The sequence below is a fragment of the Segnochrobactrum spirostomi genome (assembly GCF_009600605.1).
Taxonomy (GTDB): Bacteria; Pseudomonadota; Alphaproteobacteria; order Rhizobiales; family Segnochrobactraceae; genus Segnochrobactrum; species Segnochrobactrum spirostomi.
This window is the reverse complement of the sequence record NZ_VWNA01000001.1, coordinates 3988645-4011238: the sequence shown is the minus strand read 5'-3', so window position 1 is coordinate 4011238 and position 22594 is coordinate 3988645. Positions and strand designations below refer to the sequence as shown.

Below are 22594 nucleotides of genomic sequence, written 5' to 3'. Positions count from 1 at the left end.
GACCGCCGGCCCGACCCTCGCACCCGGCACGGGGGAAAGTTCACCGGGGCGAGGGCTTGGACGCACCGGGAGCTCGGTGGAGCCCCCGGCGCGAGCGTCAGAACTTGATGTTGATGGTGCCCTTGAAGGCGTTGTCCTCGGTGCCCGAGCCGAACTGGCCGCTGTAGGTCACCGACGCCGACACCGACTTCGAGAAGGCGTAGTCGACCCCCGCCCCGACGAGCGCCGCGTCGCGGGCGATCGGAACGCCCGCGACCGAGAACGCCGAGCCGCCGCTCGCGAAGGCGAGCGAGGCCGACGAGTTCACGTCGCCGAAGGCATGCTGCCAGCCGAGGCTCGCATGCGGCGTCAACGCCGCCCCGTTCGCCATCTGGAACACCGTCGCCGCCCGCACGCCCAGCGTCGAGTAGAGCGTGTTCTCGGTCTCCGCCGACCCCGTCAACGCCGCCGGCGTCCCCGTCTCCGTGAAGTTCTGCGACGACAGGTTCACGTAGGCGAGGTTCGCGAACGGCTCGAGTGAGGCCGCCCCGAACGTCTTCGCATCGACGCTCTTGCTCAGGTCGACCCGCCACGCCGCCTCGCCGAACACCTGCGTGGTGCCCGCCTGGTAGTTCGACGAGGCGAGCCCCGAGAAGCCCGAGAAGGCGATGGTGCGGTCGACCGACAGGTCGTGCCACGTATAGGACGCCGCCGCCGTGAGCGACAGCGAACCGAACTTGGCGCCGCCGTAGAGACCGAGATCGTAATTGTCGATGTCGCCCGAGGACGAGCGGGCATCGACGTTGAAGGTCGAGCGGCTATAGCCGCCGACGACGCCGACCCGCGCCGCCTCCGACACCGCCGCGTCGATGCCGGTGAAGAAGCCGCCGATGGTGCGGTCGACGCTCGCCGCGTTGCCGTTGCCGGCGGTCTGGCCCCAGGCACCATAGGCCTGCGTCCACACCGTCGCGTCGTAACCCGGTGCGAGCTTCGCCGTCTCCTGGCCAAAGCCCGACTGCCCGATGAGCCCCTGGCGCACGCGGGTGCCGACCGCCTCGCGCAGATAACTCGATTGCTGCTGCATGACCGAAGAGGCCGAGGCGTAGGCCTCGCCCGACAGGGCGTCGAACGCCGCGGATGCCTGCGCCCCGGAGAGCTGCAGCACCGCGCTATAGACGGCGTTGCCCGCGCCAAGAGGCTCGACCGCCGCTGCCGTCGCCTTCTGGTTCGTCGTGTAGGCGGCGTCGGCAAACGCCGCCGCGTTGCGGGCAAGCGTCAGGTAGACGTTGTTGGGATCGTAGCTCAGCGTCGGATCGAGGTAGGCGTAGTTCACGGTGAGCCCGGAGAACTGACCGCTGATCCCGCCCTGGGCGGTGAGGATCGTGTACTTCGTGCCCGGGGCGTAGGTGCCCTGGGTCGCAACGACCTGCACCGTGCCGCCCGAGATCGTGGCGGTGCCGGAGGCGATGATCAGGTCGTGGGCGCCCTGCGGGGTGATGTCGACCTGATAGACCGAACCCGCCCCGAAGCTGACATTGCCGTTGACCGTCAGGGTGCCCGGCGAATAGCCCGGAGACGCCGTGCCGCCGCTAAGCACGGTCAGCCCGCCGATGGTGCCGGTGCCGCCGATCACGCCACCCGCCCCGATCGTGTAGCTCGAGGCGGAGACCGCCCCGGGCGCCAGCTCGAACGTCGCATCGGCGACCGAGATGGGACCCGCGTAGCCGCCTGCACTGGTGAAGTTCACCGTGCCGCCGACGATCGTCACCGATCCCGGGCCGGTGATGGTGCCCGGGAAATTGTAGGTGTCGGAGCGGTTGAAGACGAGCGCCGCGTTGTTGACGATGGCGCCGACGAGCGCGCCCGTGGTGCCTCCGTTGCCGATCTGAAGCGTGCCTTCAGAGATCGTGGTGCCACCGGTGAAGGTGTTCTCCCCGATCAGGATGAGCGTGCCCGTTCCGGTCTTGGTCATCGACCCTGTGCCGGAGATGGCCCCGGCGTAGGTGCCGGTGGTCGTCTGATTGAAGACGACCGCGGCATTGTCGACGATGTTGCCCTGCAGGCTGGTGGTGTTGCCGGTCAGGGTGCCGGCGGACACGGTGGTGCCACCGGAATAGGTGTTCGCGCCGGTCAGCGTCAGCGTCCCCGGGCCCGCCTGAACGAGAGCGCCCGAGCCGGAGATCATACCCGCGAAGGTGATATCGTCCGAGCGGTTGAAGGCGAGCGTGCCGTTGTCGGTGACGTCACCGAGGATCGAGCCGGACGTGCCGCCGCTGCCGATCTGCAGCGTACCGGTCGAGACCGTCGTTCCGCCCGAGTAGGTGTTGTCGGCCGCCAGGACGAGCGTACCTCCGCCCGTCTTGACGATGTCACCCGGCTGGGCGCCATCCGACAGGACTCCCGCGAGGGTGCCGGTCTGGCCGGAGGCGACCGAGATCGTCGGGTCACCCGTCAGGGTGACGGCGTTCGCAAGCGTCAGCCCATCCGCGGCGAAGGCGAGTGTCGTGCCCTCGGCCATCGCCAACGTGCCCGTGCCGAGCGCGCTGTTGTCGCCGACCGCGAGCGTGCCCGCCGACACTGTGGTGCCACCACTAAAAGTGCTCGCCCCGGTCAGCGTCAGGGTCCCGGATCCGATCTGGGAGAGCGTGCCGGAGCCCGAGATCGAGCCGGCGAAGGTCACATCGCCGGACTGGTTGAACGCCAGCGCACCGTTGTCGGTCACATCACCGAGGATGGAGCCCGTGGTCCCGCCGTTGCCGATCTGGAGCGTGCCGGCGGAGATGGTGGTTCCACCGGTATAGGTGTTCGCGCCGGTCAGAACGAGCGTGCCGTAGTCGCTCTTCTCGAGACCAGCCGTGCCGGTGAGAACCGAAGCGATGGTGCCGAGAGTTGTGGCTCCCTCGGGCGTGCCGTCGCCGACGCGGATCAAGGCCGCACCCGTCAGATTGATGGAGTCGCCGGTGACGACGTAGCCGCTCGTCACGAACTGCATGCCGACCGCGGAGACCTGGGCGTCCGTGTCGTCCACGGTCACCGTGCCGGCGCTGCCTTGGAACACGGCAAAGCCGCTGTTCCACGTCTTGGAAACCGTACCACTCTCGTTCACCCAGTTGGTCTGAGCTCCAGCGGTCCAGGTCCCGGTGCCGCCGAGCACGACCTGGGTCGGCGAGGTGTTCGACCCGTTCCAGAACTCGGTCGGGTTGTTCGCGTCATCGACGTAGAGGTTGATCTGACCGGGGATCACCGTCTGCACGCCGCCTTCGAGATTGGCAGGGAGCCCCGACACCGTCATGCCGGCATAATTGAGCGTGCCGCCATAGTTCGCGATGCGGTAGATGCCGTAGCCGAAGCCGGGGTTCGGATTGACCGCGAGGGTGCCGGCCAGGTTGACGTTGCCGTTGATGTTGAAGACGCCCGAGCCGCTCGGCGCGCCGAGGCTGACGCTCATGGTCGCCCCCGCCTGCATGTCGAGGGCGCCCATCGTGAGGCCGCTCCCGACGCTGCCGGCGATCGTGCCGCCCGACAGCACGTGTACCGTCTTGGTGATCGTGCCGCCGCCCGACAGCGTCGCCTGGTCGTAGACGTAGACGTCGCTGTCCGTGAGGCCGCCTGAAACGTTGAGCGCGCCGCCCCTGATCTCGGTGTTGCCCGAATAGGAGTTCGCCCCCGCGAGGGTCAGCGTGCCCGTGCCGGTCTTCGTCAGCCCACCCGTGCCGGACAGAGTGCCGGAATAGGTCGTGGTCGTGTTGTCGCCGCCGAGGCTGAGGCTGGCGTCGGACAACTGCACGGCACCAGCCCCCGACAGGGAGCCGATCGTGGCGTCGGCCCCGCCGACGATGAGCTGCGCCCCGCTCGCGACCGTGACGGCGCTCTCACCGCTGAGTGCCTGGCCGCCGCGCGCGATCAGCGTCCCGGCGTTCACGTTCGTCGCGCCGCTCGCCGTGTTGATGCCCTCGATAACGAGCGTACCGGTGCCGGTCTTGGCGAGATTGCCGAGACCCGTGATGGCACCAATCAGGGTCAAGGTCTGAGCGTCATCCACGTTGAACGTGCCGCCGCCGGTTCCCGACACCGGGGTGAGCGACACCGCGTTCGCATAGGTGAAGGTGCCGCTCGCCTGGAGCGTGCCGCCGCCCGAGAGGGCGAGCGGTCCGCCGCCGAGAGCACTGGCGGCCGAGACCTGCACCGCGCCACCCGACACCGTCACCGGGCCGGTCAGCGTGTTGATCCCCGACAGCGTCAGGGTGCCGTCGCCGGTCTTCGTCAGGCAGCCCGGCCCGTTCAGAGAGCCCGAGAAGCTCGAGCTGGTCCCGTCGCCACCGGTCGACAGGCAGTGGCCGTCGAGGGTCACGGTGCCCGCTCCCGCGAGAGAGCCCACCGTCTCGTCGGCGTCGACGAGTTCGACCGTGGCGAACCCGGCGATCGTCAGGCGCGCCGTGTCCGACAGCGACGAGCCGCCCATGAGCGAGAGCTGGCCACCGTCCACGGTGGTCGCGCCCGAGAAGGTGTTGGTGCCCGACAGGACCAGCGTGCCGCCTCCCGTCTTCGTCAGCGCACCGTTCCCCGAAACAACCCCGGACACCGTCAGCGTCTGTGTGTAATCAACGGTCACGGTGCCGCCACCGCTGCCGTCGACCGGCGTCAGCGAGATGCCCCGCGCGAAGGTGAAGTCGTCGACCGCCTCGAGCGTGCCGGCTCCCACCAGCGCGAGCGGTCCGGTCCCGATGGCGTCCGCCGACCCGATCGCGATCGTGCCTCCGGACACCGTCGTGGTGCCGGAATAGGTGCTGGTGCCGGTCAGCGTCATCGTCCCGTCGCCGGTCTTGGTGACGCAGCCCGATCCCGAGATCCCGCCGGAGAAGGTCGAGCTCGTCCCGTCGCCGCCGGTGATCAGGCAGTGCGTGTTGAGGGCGACGTTGCCGCCCCCCGCCAGCGAGCCCACCGTCTCGTCGGCATCGACGAGGTTGAGCAGCCCATTCGCGTTCACCGTCAGGCGCGCGCCGTCGGCGAGCGAGGCGCCGCCCATGATCGACAACGTGCCGCCGTTGATGGTCGTCGCGCCGGTGAACGCGTTGGTCCCCGCCAGCGTCAGCGTGCCGGAGCCGTTCTTGATCAGGCTGCCGGAGCCCGAGATTGCCTCGGCGAAGCTCGTGTTGTCGGAACGGTCGAAGGCGAGCGTCCCGTTGTTCACGACCGGACCGGTGATCGAACCCGTCGTGCCGCCATTGCCGATTTGAAGCGTTCCGGCCGCAATGGTCGTGCCGCCGGTATAGGTGTTGGTGCCCGTCAGCGTCAGCGTGCCCGGACCCGCCTGCGTCAGCCCGCCCGCGCCGGAGACCACGCCCCCGAACGAAACCGTGCCGCTGCGGTCGAAGGCGAGCGTCGCCCCCGATGCCACGGCAACGTCGCCGCCGATCGAACCGGTGGCGCCGCCATTGCCGATCTGGAGCGTGCCCTGCGTCACCGTCGTGTTGCCGGTGTAGGTGTTGGCGCCGGTCAGGATCAGAGTGCCGAGGTCGGTCTTCTCGAGCCCCGTCGTGCCGTCCAGAACGGAGCCGACGGTCGCCACATAGCCGGCTCCCGCGCTCGTCCCGTCACCGACGCGCACCTGGGTCTGGCCGCTCGACGCCGCGAGCGTGACGACGCCGCCCGACACCGAATAGCCGTCCACCATGAACTGCATGCCGGTCGTCGAAACCGGCCCGGCGGTGTTGTCCACCGTCACCGCGCCCGCCGTGCCGGCAAACACCGCGAACTGGCTGTTCCAGGCCCGCGACTGGTTGAGGGGGCTCGTCAGCCAGTTGGTCTGGCCGGCGTTCGCGGTCCAGGTCCCATTGCCGCCGTGGATGGTCCCATCCGGCGTCGTCGTCGAGCCGTTCCAGTAGAGCATGTCGCCGCTCAGCACGGCGAGATTCACCTGCCCCGGCGCCTGCTGGACCTCATAGGCGAACGCGGTCGGCGTGCTGCCCAGAACGAGTCCGTTGTTCGCCACCATCGTCGTGTAGTCGATAAGCCGGTAGACGCCGAGCGACATGGCGCCCGCATTCGTCACGTTGAGGACGCCGTCGAGCGTCAGCGCTCCGGTCGAGAACACCCCGATCCCGGTGTTCGAGCCGAGGATCACGTCGACGTTGGCGCCGTTCGACAGCGTCAGCGACGTCATCGACAACCCATGCACCCCCGCGGTGCTCGTCGGCGCCGCACGCAGCGTACCGCCGTCCTGCACGCTCACCGCGCCGTTGACCGCCGCGCCCGCCGTCCCGCTCGTCTCACCCTGCAGCGTGCCGCCGGACTGCACCACGATGTCGCTCGCGAGCGTCACCCCGCTCAGGATCTCGAGCGTGCCGCCGGAGACCGTGGTCCCCGCGCCCGCGCTGTTCGAGCCGACCAGCGTCAGCGTCCCCGTGCCCGCCTGAACCAGCGCGCCCGTGCCGGTGATCGCCCCCGAGGCCGTCACATCGTCGGACCGGTCGAACACAACCGTCCCGCTGTTGGCGATCGCACCGGACACCGAACCCGTGGTCCCGCCATCGCCGAGCTGCAGGGTGCCCGCCGAGACGACGGTGCCGCCGGCATAATCACTGTTGCCCGTCAGCGTCAGGGTTCCACTCCCCGACTTTCTGACCCCGCCATCTCCGGTCATGTAGATGTCGGTCGTCATGCTGTCGGAAATGTTGAACGCCAACGTGCCGTCGGCCAGCAGGACCTGGAGAGCACCCAGGGTGCCGTGGGTCGTCCCATCGCCGATCTGGGCCGTCGACCCTCCCATGAGCACGATGTTTCCCGGCGTCTGGACGTTGCCGGTGAGAATGGTCGTTCCCCCGCTCTTGAAATAGAGAGCGCCGAGACTGCCGCTGAGGATATTCCCCGCATAGGTCGCACTATCGGAGCGGTTGAACACGAGGTTACCGCCGTCGAGGAGCACATTCCCCGCGAGCATGCCCGATGCGCCGCCGTTGCCGAGGATCAATTGCCCGCCGGTCAGCGTCGTGAGCCCCGTGAACGTCTGGTTCGCGGTAAAAATGAGATCGCCGCCCAGCTCTTTCTTGAGCGTACCCGAGCCTGAAATCACGCCCGTGTAGAATTGGCTGTCGCTCAAGTTCGTATCGAAGACCAGGGCGGCATTATTCAAAATGTTGCCGGTGATCTGGCCCGTGGTTCCGTTCGCGCCGATCTGCAGCGTACCCGCCGAAATCGTCGTTCCGCCGGTATAGGTATTGGCGCCGGTCAGCGTCAGCGTATTCGCGCCCAGCTTGGTCACGCTGCCAGAGCCGGAAATGACGCCGCCGAATGTCGTATTCAGAACCTGATTGAAGGCGAGCGCGGCGTTGTTGACGACATTCCCGGTGAATGCCGTCAACGGAAGGATGCCATCGCCGATCTGCAGCGTACCCTCACTGACGGTCGTACCGCCACTATAGCTGTTCAAGCCCGCGAGTATGAGCGTGCCCGCGCCCTTCTTCTCCAGCGTTCCAGTTCCGGAGATAATCCCGTAATAGCTGATGTCATTCGAACGATCGAACACGACCGCGGCATTGTTGGCTATACTGCCGCCGATCGATCCCGTGGTGCCGCCGTTCCCGATCTGCAGCGTGCCAGCAGAGACCGTCGTCTGGCCCGAGTAATTATTGGCGGCCGTCAAGACGAGCGTACCGGCCCCGGTCTTCTCCAGCCCGGCCGTCGTGGAGAGCACAGACGCGATCGTCGCCGTCACACCCGTGTCGACCATGATCGCCGGCGTCAGACTGGGGGTGAACTGGGCGAGCGTGATGCTCTGGCCCGTCACCGTGTAGCCGTCGGTTACGAAGTCCATCCCGACGACAACCGGATCGGTTCCGCCCGCGATCGTCACCGTGCCCGCCGTGCCTCCGAACACGGCGATGCCACCCTGGCCCCATGCAGAGGCCGTGCTGCCGGCCTCGTTCGTCCAGTTCGTGGTGCCCGCCTGAACGCTCCACGTCCCGTCGCCACCGACGACTTGCGAGCCGCCCGTCGTCGTCGAGCCGTTCCACCACTGGCCGACCGCCGCGATGAGATTCACCTGACCGGCCGTGGAGGTGTCGATCGCATAGAGCGAGTGAGCCGAAGGCGTCGCCGTGATGCCGTTGTCGGTCAACGACCCGGTGTAATCGATCAGACGGTATGTGCCTGTGGTGAAGCCCGCGCCGCCGGCAACCTGAAGCGTGCCGTCGAGAACGAGATTGCCGTCGGCCGAAACCGCGGCCACCGTCGTCGGAGCCCCCGCCGCAAAGGCGAAGGCCGAGGTCGCCCCGAAGCTGAGGCCGCCCATCTGGAAGTACGTGCCGCTCGCCGACGAAAGCGTGCCGCCGCTCTCGATGGTCACCCCGCCGGCGATGCCCGTTGACGATCCGAGCAGGGTCGCGCCCGACTTCACATCGATCGCCCCGGGCAGCGTGCCCGTCAGGCTCAGCGTGCCGGCGGACACCGTGGTCGTGCCGGTCAGCGTGCTCGTCCCCGACAGAATCAGGGTCCCTGCGCCCTGCTTCTCGACCGAGCCGCCGCCCGACAGCACGCCCGAATAGGTGATGTCGTTCGAGCGGTTGAACACCAGGGCGGCGTTGTTCGCGATGTCACCGACGACCGAACCCGTCGCCCCCCCGTCACCGATCGCAAGCGTGCCGAAATTGATCGTCGTCCCGCCGGTATAGGTGTTGGTTCCCGTCAGGGTCTGCGTGCCGCTGCCGCCCTTCGAGACCGAGCCGGTGCCGGAGATCACGCCGGCATAGGAGTGGTCGGCCTGGGCATAGAAGTTGACCGAACCGTCGTTCTGGATGTTGCCGGCGACCGATCCTTCCGTCGTCGAGGCGTCGCCGAGTTGCAGGGCACCGCCGGTCGCGACAATGGTATCGCCCGTGTAGGTGTTCGCCCCGGCCAGCACCCAGTTGGCGCCCGCAGCGACCGTCACCGTCCCGGTGCCCGTACCGATGGCGCCCGTGATCATGCCGCCCGACCCTGTGAGCTCCAGATTCTTGCCGGCCCCGCCGATGCCACCCGAAAGCGTCAGCGTGCCGCTGCCGACCGTGATCCGACTGTCCGCCGCGAGCGTGATGTCGCCGGCGTAGCTGTTGTTGCCGGCATTTCTCAGCGCACCGAAATTTGCATATCCAGTCCCGGACAGCGTCAGCGCTTCAGCGCCGATGGACAACGGTCCACCACTACCATCCAGCAGCAGCGTCGCCCCAGAGGCGATGGTCGTACCCCCCGCAGTGGATCCGAGCGCCGCGGAATTCTGGACGATGAGCAGGCCCGCATTGACCGTGGTGGAACCCGTGTAGGTGTTCGTGCCGGCAATCGTGACGACCGGAGGCCCACCGGCGGGAACGCTATCGGTCGCCAGGCTAATCGATCCCGATATCACCGACGTGCTGGAGAAGACTGGCCCCCGATCACGGTCAGCGTCTTGCCGTCGCCGGTCACGGCCCCCGACACGCTCGCGACATAGATGGTGGCGTCGTCGGCGAGTGTGATCGCACCGCTCAGGTCCGCCGATCCGCTGAAGACGGCGCCGTAGACGCCGCTGCCTGCATTCGCCGTGTCGCCGGTGCCCGAGATGGTCATCGGCTCTGCGACCGTGCCGGAGGCCGACACCATCAGCGTCGCGCCGGATGCGACCGTCGTCCCAGCCGCGATCGAGCCGAGCCCGCCCGCATAGATGATCTCGAGCGTGCCCTCGGAGACCGTCGTCGCGCCGGTATAGCTGTTCGCGTTGCTGTTGAACGTAGCCCGCCCCGAGCCCAGCTTCTCGATCGTGCCGCTGCCCGAAATCGCGCCGTTCAAGGCGAGCACGTTGTTGCCGGTCCCGGAGGTGTTCAAGACGAGCGCGGCGTTGTCGACGATGTTGCCGGCCACCGAGCCCGTATTGCCGCCGTTGCCGAGTTGCAGCGTGCCCGCGGAAATCGTGGTCGTACCGGTGTAGGTGTTGTTCGCCGTCAGCGTCAGTGTGCCGGCACCCTGCTTCGTCAAAGTGCCGGAGCCGGACACCACGCCGCCATAGGTCTGCGCCGTCGGATTGGCGAACACCAGCGCCGCGTTGTCGACGATATCGCCGACGACCGACCCCACGCCCGTCCCGTCGCCGAGCTGCAGCGTGCCGGCCGAAACCGTCGTGCCTCCGGTGTAGGTGTTCCCACCCGAGAGCACGAGCGTACCCAAGCCGACCTTCTCAAGACCATCCGTGCCGGCGATCGACGACGCGATCGTTCCGGTCGTCCCGCTCTCGGCCGAGAACTGAGGCACCGCGCCAGCCGCGAACGCACTCGCGGTGAGCGCCCCTCCCGTGACGACGTAACCGTCGGTGACGAAGAACGCGCCCACGAGATCCGGCGCCGTCGCTCCGCTGATCGTCACGGTTCCCGCCGCGCCGCCGAAAACGGCGATGCCGCCCTGCGTCCAGGCATGCGCGGTAGCGCCCGCCTGATTGGTCCAGTTGGTCGCTCCCCCCGCGACGTCCCACGTGCCGTCGCCGCCCTGGACGCTGGATCCGCCGCTGGTCGTGGTTGTACCGTTCCACCACTGGCCGGCGATAACGATCAGATCGACCTGATGACTGATCGCGGTATTGATCGTGTACAGCGAGTACGCAGGCGCACCGGAGATTGTCAGACCGTTGTCTGTGAGGGTGCCGGTATAATCGAAGAGGCGATAGGCTCCGTCCGCAGGGCTCGCGGAAGGACCGCCGCTCGCCACGACGGCCAGTGCGCCGTCGAGGACCAGGTTGCCGTTCACCGAAACCGCAGCCGTCGTGCTCGGCGAATCCAAAGTGGTTACCAAAAGCGCGTTGGACGCGAACGAGAGCGTGCCCGTCGTCAGCGTCGTCGTCCCGGAAATGCTCTGCAGGGCACCGCCGTTATGGATGGAAACGGCGCCGCTGATGCTGCCGGACGTCAGGCCCACCACGTCGCCATTGAGGCTGCCGCCAGATTGAACATCGACGGTCCCGGCGAGCGCGCCCCCGCTCCTCAGCGTCAACTGGCCGGATACGCTGGTATTTCCCGATAGAGTATTGGCTCCCGTCAGGGTCACGTTTCCAGCGGTCACTATCAGATTACCGCTCCCGGAAAGCACACCACTATAAATGATGGAGCCGGACTTGTTGATGACCACCGTCCCGGAGGTCGAACCGTTGTCGGTCGCAATATTCCCGGAGACCGAACCGGACGTGACGAGAAGCGTGCCGCCGCCGGAAAGGGTCGTTGCACCGGTATAGGTATTGGAGCCGGCGAGTTCGAGCGTGCCACCCGTTACGAAGGTCGCTCCCGTAAAGGTATTCGTTCCGCTGAGGCGAAGCGTGCCGGCGCCGGCCTTCGTAAACGATCCCGCAGAGCCGGAAACGATACCGTCCGCAGTAACGCTTGCGGAGGCATCGACGATCGTGATCGTACCGCCGGAGCTGCCGATAGTGATCGGACGTCCGGTACCGAGCATAGCTATCGACGTTCCGGTCACCTCCAGAGCGCCGCCGTCCAGCGTCAACGTAGAACTGTTGGCGCCGAGCGAGCTAGTCTTGGAGATGCTGAGTATGCCTCCCTTTACCGTCCAAGGCGTGACCACCGACGTCGTACCGCTCAGCGTGAGCGTGTCCGCACCGATCTTCTCGAACGTATCAAACCCCTGATACTTCAAGGTTGAGACGGTGCTGTAGGCGCCAATGCTTGTGACGTCGAGCGTCTGCGCAGCCGTGTTGACCTCAATAACCAGCTTCGCGGTTCCACCCGACTTCCCGGCAGTGCCGGTCAACGTGGAGCCTTCCTTCAAGGTCAGGCTGTTGGCGCCGGCTGTGAAGAGCACCGCCCTGCCCGTGGAACTGCCGCCATAGGACGAAATGGTGCCCGAGTTGATGATCGTGGCACCCTGGCCGAGAATGCCGGGGCCTCCGGTCCCGTTGGCGCCGCCACTCGTGCCCGAGCCACCCGCACCGCCGACAATCATGCCTGAATTTTCGAGGGTGCCGCTGGCTACGAATGCGCCCGCGCCGCCGCCACCGCCACCGCCACCATTGGCGCCACTACCGCCGTTTCCACCTGCACCGCCCGTGAGGGTTGCGCCGAGTTGATTGATGAGGATCGCGCCCGAACCTACCGAGACGGCATAACCACCGGCACCGCCACCGCCGCCGTTCGATATACCATCGCCACTGTTACCCCCTGTGCCACCGTTGCCGCCAACGGCGGACCCGCTGATCGTGTATGTCTCGCCGGAGCCCGTCAGAACGAGGCCGATGCCACCACCGCCACCACCGCCGCCGCCGCCGGAGATGCCCTGCGACGCAATGCCATTGCTGCCGTTGCCGCCATTGCCGCCGATGAAGGTGTCAACGATGGTTGTCCCCGCGGACAGCGAACTGGCGTAGCCGCCGCCGCCGCCACCACCGCCGCCGCGACCGGCCGATCCGGGGTTGCCGTTGCCGCCGGCGGCGGTGCCGTTGCTGCCCGATGCATCCGGATTGCCGCCACCGCCTCCACCGCCGCTAGCAACGCCACCGCCACCGCCGCCGCCCATGGAGAAGTTCGCGCCGCCGCCGCCACCGCCGCCGTTACCGCTACCGGCCTGCGTACCGGCGCCCCTTCCGCCGCCCACTCCGGCGCCGCCAGAACCGCCCCGATAACCGCTCTGGCCCGCCTGACCGCCGGCCGTTCCGCCGGCTCCGGTTCCAGCAGTGCCGCCAGTGAAGCCTGATGCGTTGCCGCCGTTGACCCCGTTGACCGTGGCACTCCAGGCCCGGTCCGGAGCGTTGACGGCAACAGCGATGGCCGTCGATGCGAGCAGGGAAAGCGCGGAGCGCAGGACATTTGAACGTTCCGGCTGCCGCGACGTATGCCGCGCCCGCCCTGTGGTGGCACTTTGATGGCTAAAGTTGGGGGGTGGCGGAGCGTCAGCAGCCGACCGGATCGTCTGAGCGTCGCAAAGCTCAATGCGGCCGTTCTCGGCGCGATTTCGTTCCATCTTCGCTTCCCCCTACCAGACGTCGCGGAAGCGGAGGCGTACTCACGATAACGAGCGAGATCGCGAAAAACCGATTCCAGCCACAATGCGTCTCATCTCGTTAGACACGCGCGGGTAGGTCCGTCGCTACTCGAATTACGAAATCGACATATCGGAATTACGCAATTTAGCCTGTGACGGAGGCGATTTCCCCAACTACACGGCAGCACAGGCGCGATCACGCCTCATAAAATAAGCGTGAAAAGGATCGAGAACCGTCGCCACACCTTGGACAACCCACCTCGATGCGAACTATAGAAATTTCGGTGGCTTCTGGTCAGCGCACTTATACTTCCAGTATCATAAGCCGAAGTAATAAAAAAAACCTCGTGCATAAGATGGCTGTGCATGCGCTCAAGAAAGCAGTCGCCAGTCCCCGATTTGCCTTTCCGCTCCCCGCGATCACTTCGCTTTACAGATGCCGCTGTGATCTCTGAGAAGTTCTCGGAACAGGGCGTCGGGCGACTTGAGTACGTCGCATCGAGAACTGAATCATCCTTCCAAATTGCATTCGCAGAGCTGCGCACTGAGGAATGTCGCGTCGTCGCTTCTGCGAGCACCGCCATGCAGTTCTCAGCCCAAGGCTTTCCTGATGGGATCATTTGTATTCCATTTTCAGGCAGCACGCTCACGCGATCGAACGGCACCTGGATCGAGTGGGGCAGCGGAAGGGATGCAATCTACCTTCCTCGAGGGGATGCGAAGGGCGAAAGTTCAGCGCGTTCGGCTATTGGAATCGATGTCGATCCAAGCCGCCTTGAAGCCATCGCGCGAGCCATGGCGGGAAGCGATCGAGAGAATGACGATCCCATCATCGATTTCGACGCACCGCGGCCACTCAGCCTGATCTGGGCCGACGTGAATTTCTCCGTCTTATTTCAGCAGTTTAGCGCCATGATAGACGCGATGGACGGGGACCCAGAGCGAGTCGAGCGGTCGGGATTGCCAGAAATGATCCTCCGCGCGTCAGCTATGCTTTTAGCCCCCTCGCTGCTCCTGCACACGCCGCCGGCAGCAGCTCGAACAGGCGCCAAAGCTGCCGTAAGTCACCTTTGTGACTATATTGACGCGAACTTGACGCGCAAGATTACCCTGACCGATCTTGAGAAGATTAGCGGCTTCTCGGCCCGCGCTCTGCAATATTCCTTTCAATCAGTGACGGGCCAAACTCCCGGAAAGTGGATCTCCAATAGACGCCTTGAGGTCGCTCATACGTTAATAATAAAGGCGGAGCCAGGCGCGACCGTTACCGAGATCGCAGGGCCCTATTTCAACAACATGGGCGAGTTCGCGAGGCTATATCGAGCGCGGTACGGCGAGCTGCCTTCGGAAACGCTGCGCCGAAGGTAGAATGTTTGCGGCGACAACGAGAGGGACGCGAAGACGGAGGGGCTTGGCACGTGCCAAAACGCGGCCGAGATGAGCACACCGCTAACCGCATCAGCGGCCTCACGCCGTCGACAGCGAACCACTACGCCCGCACATCGTCTGGCGGGTGGTTGTAGGGGCGGCGCCGCTATTTCCCTACGGAACTCGACGAAGATAGCCTCGCGAATGACGACGACTGGATCACCACCAGAGGCGCCTCGATCGCCCCTATCAGACCCCTGGAACTCGTCCGGCTCCTCCCCCCGAGATAAAGCACCCGGCCGTCCATGGGCATGCCGCACGCCGTGCCGAGGGCGGATGCCACGCTCCATTGAAGCGCGAGGCGCGACTTCCCGACCCCGTCTTCGCCAGCCGGGATGGTCACGAGCCGGAACGGGATGAGATCGCGCAGCCGTCGGGCAACTGATCGACAGGACGATGAGCCGTCTTGCCTCCGACGCGTCCGCCGGCGCCACCGGCGCGAGCTTGAGCATCTGGCGGGTGAGCCCGCTGATTAGAGCCCACCGCCCGCATTGGCCGGGCCGAGCTTGACGTCGCCGTTCGCCGTGTCGGCCGCTCCCTCACAGAGCGCCGCGACCTGCGTCCAGTCCTTCGCGGCGACGAGATCCGCGAAGCTGCGCGCCGGCCGCGGGGTGTCCGCCGCCGGCTCGGATAGCTCGAGTGGTGCCATGCGCCTCCGAAGACGATGCAGTCCCGCGCCGTCGGTGTTGGAGGTGGAGATGCTCCCGTTGGTCGGGAGCGGCTTCGCGCCCCCGGCTATTCCTCGGCGCGATGCAGGTTCTCGCTGATCTCGATGAGCTCGGCGCGGACGTCGTCCACTTTGAACACGAGACATTCGACACGCTCTGCGCCATTGAGCTTGGGTGCCTCGATGCGGTGGCGACCGGCAATGAGGACGGGAACCGAGTCCGAAGACCTCACCTGCGGCCCCGCTTCGATCAGGGCCAGCATCGGGGCCGCTCCGCGGCTAAAGCCGGAGGGACGGCCGCCGCCGACTTCACTCTCGGGGTCGAACGCGGATCGGGCGCGCCGAACTCGTTCTCACCGTGGCGCGCCTCGCACCGACCCAGCTGTTGCGGTCCATCGGCGCGACTGACGCCGGCCGCACCACCTCAGCAGGAGACGCCCGGACGCAGCATCGGCAAGGCGGAGAACATCCGCCGTGCCGAAGCCCGCAAATGGGCTCGTCCTCATTTCACACGCGCGCCATCCAGCGCACGGCGGGCGATGCTGGCGGCGAACAGCGGCGTTTCGCGACGGTTGTGGTCGCCCCCCGCCTCCTGCCGGGCCGCCGCAGCCTGCTCGAAGGTCTGGCCGTGCGCGGCAAGGAAATCCATGAACACATCCGTCGGGTGCGAGGTCACGCGATTGGTATAGCGCGTGCGGCCGTTCTCGCCCCGTTCGGCCATCAGTTCCCAGATCACGTTGACCTGCGTGCGGCCCGCCGGCGTGAACACGTCCGAGATGGAATTCATCCGGCAATAAGTCGGGGTCGCCTCCTCGGCGACGTAATGCTGGATGACCAGTCCAGTCCCGATCATCTCGACATTGATGACCATGCGGCGACCATCATCCGTGGTGGTCACGCCGGAGCCGATATGGTCGGGTGGGCAGCACCGCAAATATTCCGCCTCGGGCAGAGTGAACAGCCAGTCGGCGATGTCGACCTTTTCCAGATCGACATCGATCTCAGCCGAATAGGCAGACTGCGAGAGAATTTGATCGGTGAGGACTTTCATGATGATACCTGTCAACTGAACGAGTTGGAACCGAGACGATTGCTCATGCGGCGCGATTCCTTGCGATCTTTATTCAGCGATCACACCGCGCCTTGAAGGCTGCCCCAATTCCATGATTCACGATAAAGACTCACAAGAAGAATAAATGTCATGCGTTCTATTTTTTACTAGAAACACTTTTCATATTTATACATACTAACGTATGATTTCTATATATGAATTTATACTTCCGGCGCACAGGGAGCGGAACGGCCCGGCAGGCGAGTAAGCGGACAACACAAGCGCCTGATCCCCTTCCAATTGCATGCATCAAATGTCAGATCTCGGTCTGCTCGGATAGGCTCAAGATCTCATTGCCCTCGATGCCCAGATAGCGCGTAGGCCGCCGAGGGCGAGCGCTCAGTCAAACCGAGGCGATACCTAGCGCCCTGCCCCGCCGGATGCTATGCGAGCCCCATGAACGGCCACGCCCTCACCCTCTGCTGGTGGCGCTCCTTCTCGTAAGGAGCGGCCCGTCGTTCATGTCTTCCCACATCACGCGGCGCCGCCGGACTCCCGGCTTGAGCGCTGATGCGATGCGTGATGATCCGGCCGGTCTGGTGGTGTCCCCTTTCAGGAAACCGCCATGCCAAAGGCCGCCACCCGTCCCGTCGTCCTCACCGGGGACCGCACCACCGGCTCGCTTCACCTCGGCCACTATGTCGGTTCGTTGAAGAGCCGGCTCGTGCTTCAGGAGGATCACCGCCAGTTCCTGCTGCTCGCCGACGCCCAGGCGCTGACCGACAACGGAGACGATCCCGCTCGCATCAGGCGCAACGTGATCGAAGTCGCGCTCGACTATCTCGCCGTCGGGATCGACCCGGAGAAGTCGGTCATCTGCGTCCAGTCATGCCTGCCGGCGCTCGCCGAGCTGACGATGCTCTATATGAACTTCGTCACGGTGAGCCGGCTCGAGCGGAACCCGACCGTCAAGCAGGAGATCGTTCAACGCGGGTTCCAGCGGGACATCCCGGCCGGCTTTCTCTGCTATCCGGTCTCGCAGGCCGCCGACATCACCGCCTTCAAAGCGGGGCTTGTCCCCGTCGGGGAGGACCAGCTTCCGATGATCGAGCAATCGAACGAGATCGCGCGTCGGATCAACCGGCATGTGGGCCGGGAGCTATTGCCGGAGGCAGGGGCGCTCGTGTCTTGCGTCGGTCGTCTGCCCGGGATCGATGGGCGGTCCAAGATGAGCAAGAGCGCCGGCAACGCGATCCCGCTCTCGGCGACGCCCGCGGAGATCAGCGCCGCGGTCCAGGCGATGTTCACCGACCCCGGCCACCTGCGGGTGAGCGATCCCGGACGCGTCGAGGGCAATGTCGTCTTCACCTACCTCGATGCCTTCGATGGCAGCCCCGACCTCGCGGACTTGAAGGCGCACTATCGCCGCGGTGGGCTCGGAGACACGGTCTTGAAGAAACGCCTCGACGCCTGCCTCCAGGCGTTGCTCGCCCCGATCCGCGAACGGCGCGCGGCGTTCGCGAAGCAACCGGACTTCGTCATGGACGTCGTCCGGGCCGGCACCGCAAGAGCGGCCGTTCTTACCCAACAGACGCTCGACGAGGTCAGGGCCGCTCTGGGGCTCTTCAGCTTTGGCGGAGGATAAAGGAAGAGCGGAAAGTCTCCAGCAGACCTCCCCATTTGCTTCAGCCCACCGGCTCCTGCGCCGGGCCCGACCCGTCCCCATCGGTGCCGGGCGGCATCGGCAACAGGCCACTGCACAGGCCGCGCCAGACAGCCCACGCAGCGCCTCGGTGAACGACCCAAAGCGGCGCACCGCCGACAGCAGGTCGACCCTGTGCCCCGACCCGGCACGGCGAAACGCGAACCTCGCGCGCACCGGGAGCTTCGCGCGAGCTCCCGGTGGCGCGGGTCAGACCTGACCGTGATCGCTCAGAACTTGATGTTGATGGTGCCCTTGAAGGCGTTGTCCTCGGTGCCCGAGCCGAACTGGCCGCTGTAGGTCACCGACGCCGACACCGACTTCGAGAAGGCGTAGTCGACCCCCGCCCCGACGAGCGCCGCGTCGCGGGCGATCGGAACGCCCGCGACCGAGAACGCCGAGCCGCCGCTCGCGAAGGCGAGCGAGGCCGACGAGTTCACGTCGCCGAAGGCATGCTGCCAGCCGAGGCTCGCATGCGGCGTCAACGCCGCCCCGTTCGCCATCTGGAACACCGTCGCCGCCCGCACGCCCAGCGTCGAATAGAGCGTGTTCTCCGTCTCCGCCGACCCCGTCAACGCCGCCGGCGTCCCAGCCTCCGTGAGGTTCTGGGTGGACAGGTTGACGTAGGCGAGGTTGGCGAACGGCTCGACGGACGCCGCTCCGAACGTCTTCGCGTCGACGCTCTTGCTCAGGTCGACCCGCCACGCCGCCTCGCCGAACACCTGCGTGGTGCCCGCCTGATAGTTCGCCGAGGCTATCCCCGAGAAGCCCGGGAAGGCGATGGTGCGATCGACCGACAGGTCGTGCCACGTGTAGGACGCCGCCGCCGTGAGCGACAGCGAACCGAACTTGGCGCCGCCATAGAGACCGAGATCGTAGTTGTCGATGTCACCCGAGGACGAGCGGGCATCGACGTTGAAGGTCGAGCGGCTGTAGCCGCCGACAATGCCGACCCGCGCCGCCTCCGACACCGCCGCGTCGATGCCGGTGAAGAAGCCGCCGATGGTGCGGTCGACGCTCGCCGCGTTGCCGTCGCCGGCGGTCTGGCCCCAGGCACCATAGGCCTGCGTCCACACCGTCGCGTCGTAGCCCGGCGCCAGCTTCGCCGTCTCCTGGCCCGAACCGGACTGACCGATGAGACCCTGGCGGACACGGGTGCCGACCGCCTCGCGCAGATAACTCGATTGCTGCTGCATGACCGACGAGGCCGAGGCATAGGCCTCGCCCGACAGGGCGTCGAACGCCGCCGGAGCGCCGGAGGTCGAGACCGCGAGCACCGCGTCGTAGACCGCGTTGCCGAGCCCCAGGCTCTGCGCCGCATTTGCCGCCGCCCACTGGTTCGTCGTGGTGGCGAGGCTCGGGAAGCTCACGTCGTTGCGGGCAAGCGTCAGATAGACGTCGTTGGCGTCGTAGGTGAGCGATGGCGTCAGGAAGGCGAAGTTCGAGACCACCGAGGCGAACTGGCCGCTGACCCCGCCCTGGGCGGTGAGGATCGTGTAGGTCGCGAGCGGCGTCGAATAGCCGTTCTGCGCGATCACCTCCACCGTGCCGCCGGAGATCGTCGCGGTTCCCGTCGCCGTGATGAGATCGTGGGCCCCGTTCGCATAGACGTCGACGCGGTAGATCGAGCCCGACCCGAACGTCACGTTGCCGTTCACGGTGAGCGTGCCGGGCGAATAGCCGGGCGAGGCCGTACCGCCGTCGAGCACGCTCAGGCCCCCGATGGTGCCGGTGCCGCCGATCACGCCGCCGAAGCCGATCGTGTAGCTCGAGGCCGAGACCGCCCCCGGCGCCAGTTCGAACGTCGCGTCGGCGACCGAGATCGGGCCCGCATAGGAGTTGGCGCCGGTGAAGTTCACCGTGCCGCCGATGATCGTCACCGAACCCGGGCCGGAGATGGTGCCGGGGAAGTTGTAGGTGTCGGAGCGGTTGAAGACGAGCGCCGCGTTGTTGACGATGGCGCCGACGAGCGCGCCCGTGGTGCCGCCGTTGCCGATCTGCAGCGTGCCCTCGGAGATCGTGGTGCCGCCGGTATACGTGTTCTCCCCGATCAGGATGAGGGTGCCAGCGCCGGTCTTGGTCATCGACCCGGTACCGGAGATGGCCGCCGCGTAGGTACCGTTTCCAGTCTGGTTGAACACGACCGCGGCGTTGTTGGCGATGTTGCCCTGCAGGCTCGTCGCGTTGCCGACGAGGGTGCCAGCCGACACCGTCGTGCCACCCGAATAGGTGTTCGCTCCGGTGAGGGTCAGGGTGCCCGACCCAGCCTGGACGAGCGCGCCCGTGCCGGAGATCACGCCGGCGAAGGTGACGTCATCGGCGCGGTTGAAGGCGAGCGTGCCGTTGTCCGTCACGTCGCCGGCGATCGAACCCGTCGTGCCGCCGTTGCCGATCTGCAGCGTCCCGGCCGTGATCGTCGTGCCCCCGGTGTAGGTATTGGTTCCGGTCAGGGCGGTCGTGCCGCTCAGGACGAGCAGCGTTCCAGAGCCGGTGATATTCGCGGCGATGCCGTAATCGGTGTCGGTGTGATTGAGGACGAGCCGGCTGTCGCCATCCCCGAGGACGATCTCAGCGGCGTCCAGAGTCCCGGCGGCCGCGGCGGATCGGCCTGCCGCGGCACCGATGTTGAGCGTGCCGACGGAGCCGGCGAGATAGCCGATCTTGATGGCTGCGGCATGGATCTCGGCTCCATCGGACAGCGTCAGCGTACCGGTGCCCTCGCTCCCGACATAGAGATTGCTGGTCATTTCGATCCGAGAGCCGCTGCCGCTCAGGACGACGCTGCCGACAGACCCAGCCTCGTTGCCGATATAGAGCCGGTAGCCCGTAACCGCCCCACCGTCGGTGATCGACAGGCTGCCCGTGCCGAGCCGCCCCACGTTCATGTAGCCGGAATAGCTCACGTTGGTGTCGACGAAGGCGGACCACTGCGAGCCGCGACCGCTGACACTCATGGTTCCCGACGACCCCGCCAGGTCTCCGAGCGTCCCCTGCACCCCGCGGATCTGGCCGCCATTGCTCAATGTGACGGTGGCGACGGTTCCCGTGCTGTAGCCCGCGATGAACACGCCGGAGAAGTTCGCGGCGGCGTTCGCACCGGTCACGCTGAGGCTGGAGGTGGAGCCGGTCAGCGTGGCCACATAGCCGTCAACGGCGGACACGACGCCCCCGTTCTCGACGGAGAGCGAGCCGTTGCCGCCGTTGCCCACATAGATGTTGCCCGAGCTCGTCCAGTGGCTGCCGGTTCCGGCGACGGTCGCCGAGCCCTGACTCGCGGCGTTGCTGCCGATGGTGGCATTGCTCGAACTGACGGAGGCACCGTTGCGGATCGTCAAATCTCCGGTGCCGTTGAAGCCGACGGACAGGCTGCCGCCGTTGACCTGCCAAAGGGATCCGGCCCCGTCCACGATGACGGTGCCCTGCGCGCCGGCGACCGCTCCCAATTGGGCAGCCGTGCTGACCACCTCGCCTCCGTTTGAGACGGTCAAGGTCCCATGGCCCAGCGTTCCCGTGGGATCCGAGACGTCGCCGCCAACCTGAAGGTTGCCGGTCGTCCAGGTCGAGCCACTCCCGGTGACCACGGCGCTGCTGTCCGAATGCCGGCCGATGATCGCTCCGTCGGCGGAGACGCGGCCGCCCGCCTGAACAGCCAGCGAGCCCGTGCCGAAGTTGCCGACGATGAGGCTGCCGGTGCTCGTGAGATGCGAACCTGAGCCATCAACCGTCACACGGCTCGACCCGACCGCAGCCAGAGAGCCGATGGTCAGGGAATCGGTCGAGAGGGAAGCCCCGCCGTCCAACGACAACGTGCCTATACCACCACCGCCGACGACGAGCGCCCCGGTGTTGGTCCACTGCGATGTGCCGCCGGACAGGGTGGCCTGCCCCGTCGAACCGAGCCCATCGGCGAGGGTGGCGCCGGCGCTCGTCACGGAGCCACCGGTGACGGTGAGCGTGCCGGAGCCCGCAGCCGCGGATGGCATGCCGCCATTGCCGGCATAGCCGATGAAGAGGGTGCCGGTGCTCGCGAACGAGGAACCACCGGAGACGGTGATCGTACCCGATCCGCCGCCGCCTGCTCCCAGGTAAGTCGCGCCGGACGTGGCGGTGGCGCCGTTGGTGAGCGCGACCGTTCCTATGCCTGCATAGCCGACGTACAGTGAGCCGGAGTTGGTCCAGGTTCCGCCGGAGACCGTCAGCGTCCCTTCAGACGATGTATTGTATCCGAGCGTGGCGGTGCCGGAGTTCAGGCCGCCTTGGACCGTGAGCGTTCCGGTGCCGTTGGTGCCGATCTGCAGGGTGCCGACGGACCCGGTCGTGCTGGTCGCGATGAGGGGGCCTGCCGAATCGATGCGCGCGGTGTCGGCTGCAGTCGGGACGTGACCGTCCCAGATCCAATTGCTGTCGACGAACCAGTTCCCGTTGGCCGGACCGTCCCAATAGACGGTATCCGCGTGAGCGGCCTGCTGAAGCGCACCACAGAGCGTCAGCGCAATGGCACAGGTCGACGCCCGCAGCGCCCATTTGGAGCCACGGCGGCTCTCTTCACGCTTCAACCAGAACATCACTCTCCCCTGCGCAGGCCGGCATGCATCGGGTCGGCATCGGATCGTCAGGAACGTACCGGCACGTCGTCCCGACTCCCCCTCGGCAGACCTTCCGACCATCGTTAGGGTGAGACCGTGGACTCCGTCTTTTGGTCAATGCACAAAGACGTTTGATATCCGCATCGTTTCAAAGCGCACGGCGCATGGCCTCGTGGCGTGGGCGGGCGGATTGAAGC

The 22594-nt window shown here is 66.5% G+C and carries 8 protein-coding genes and 1 pseudogene; 2 read left to right on the top strand and 7 right to left on the bottom strand.

Annotated elements, in window-relative coordinates:
• Window positions 1-97 precede the first annotated feature (97 nt).
• Window positions 98-9358, bottom strand: a complete 9261-nt coding sequence (locus tag F0357_RS18045) for an autotransporter-associated beta strand repeat-containing protein (RefSeq protein WP_153485404.1) — start codon at window positions 9356-9358, stop codon at window positions 98-100.
• Window positions 9355-12942: a beta strand repeat-containing protein gene (locus tag F0357_RS18040; RefSeq protein ID WP_153485402.1), complete on the bottom strand. Its 3588-nt coding sequence runs from the start codon at window positions 12940-12942 to the stop codon at window positions 9355-9357. Before F0357_RS18040 ends, F0357_RS18045 begins: the two co-directional genes overlap by 4 nt.
• A gap of 465 nt (window positions 12943-13407) precedes the next feature.
• Between F0357_RS18040 and F0357_RS25310 the strand changes: the two genes are divergently transcribed.
• Window positions 13408-14331, top strand: coding sequence for an AraC family transcriptional regulator (locus F0357_RS25310; RefSeq protein ID WP_312861654.1), 924 nt, complete (start codon window positions 13408-13410; stop codon window positions 14329-14331).
• 166 nt (window positions 14332-14497) lie between these two features.
• Here the strand turns inward: F0357_RS25310 and F0357_RS25650 are convergent.
• The 4 genes and pseudogenes from F0357_RS25650 to F0357_RS18015 all read right to left on the bottom strand — a co-directional run.
• Window positions 14498-14779 (bottom strand): annotated as a pseudogene (locus tag F0357_RS25650) (hypothetical protein); the annotation flags it as partial.
• An 84-nt stretch (window positions 14780-14863) separates the two neighbouring features.
• Window positions 14864-15040: a hypothetical protein gene (locus F0357_RS18025; RefSeq protein ID WP_153485400.1), complete on the bottom strand. Its 177-nt coding sequence runs from the start codon at window positions 15038-15040 to the stop codon at window positions 14864-14866.
• A gap of 86 nt (window positions 15041-15126) precedes the next feature.
• Window positions 15127-15321, bottom strand: a complete 195-nt coding sequence (locus F0357_RS18020) for a ParB N-terminal domain-containing protein (RefSeq protein ID WP_153485397.1) — start codon at window positions 15319-15321, stop codon at window positions 15127-15129.
• A 239-nt stretch (window positions 15322-15560) separates the two neighbouring features.
• Window positions 15561-16109, bottom strand: coding sequence for a hypothetical protein (locus F0357_RS18015; protein ID WP_153485395.1), 549 nt, complete (start codon window positions 16107-16109; stop codon window positions 15561-15563).
• Between the two features lie 625 nt (window positions 16110-16734).
• On the opposite strand from F0357_RS18015, the gene trpS reads away from it, so the two are divergent.
• Window positions 16735-17754: a tryptophan--tRNA ligase gene (trpS, locus tag F0357_RS18010; RefSeq protein WP_153485392.1), complete on the top strand. Its 1020-nt coding sequence runs from the start codon at window positions 16735-16737 to the stop codon at window positions 17752-17754.
• 287 nt (window positions 17755-18041) lie between these two features.
• On the opposite strand, the gene F0357_RS18005 is transcribed toward trpS, so the two are convergent.
• The gene (locus F0357_RS18005; RefSeq protein WP_208948417.1) at window positions 18042-22376 is read right to left on the bottom strand and encodes an autotransporter domain-containing protein; all 4335 of its coding nucleotides are present in this window, start codon (window positions 22374-22376) and stop codon (window positions 18042-18044) included.
• Window positions 22377-22594 lie beyond the last annotated feature (218 nt).

Coding starts and splice junctions, on each gene's coding strand:
- F0357_RS18040 (WP_153485402.1), bottom strand. CDS start 12,942: ATGGAACGAAATCGCGCCGAGAACGGCCGCATTGAGCTTTGCGACGCT.
- F0357_RS18025 (WP_153485400.1), bottom strand. CDS start 15,040: ATGGCACCACTCGAGCTATCCGAGCCGGCGGCGGACACCCCGCGGCCG.
- F0357_RS18020 (WP_153485397.1), bottom strand. CDS start 15,321: ATGCTGGCCCTGATCGAAGCGGGGCCGCAGGTGAGGTCTTCGGACTCG.
- F0357_RS18015 (WP_153485395.1), bottom strand. CDS start 16,109: ATGAAAGTCCTCACCGATCAAATTCTCTCGCAGTCTGCCTATTCGGCT.
- trpS (WP_153485392.1), top strand. CDS start 16,735: ATGCCAAAGGCCGCCACCCGTCCCGTCGTCCTCACCGGGGACCGCACC.
- F0357_RS18005 (WP_208948417.1), bottom strand. CDS start 22,376: ATGTTCTGGTTGAAGCGTGAAGAGAGCCGCCGTGGCTCCAAATGGGCG.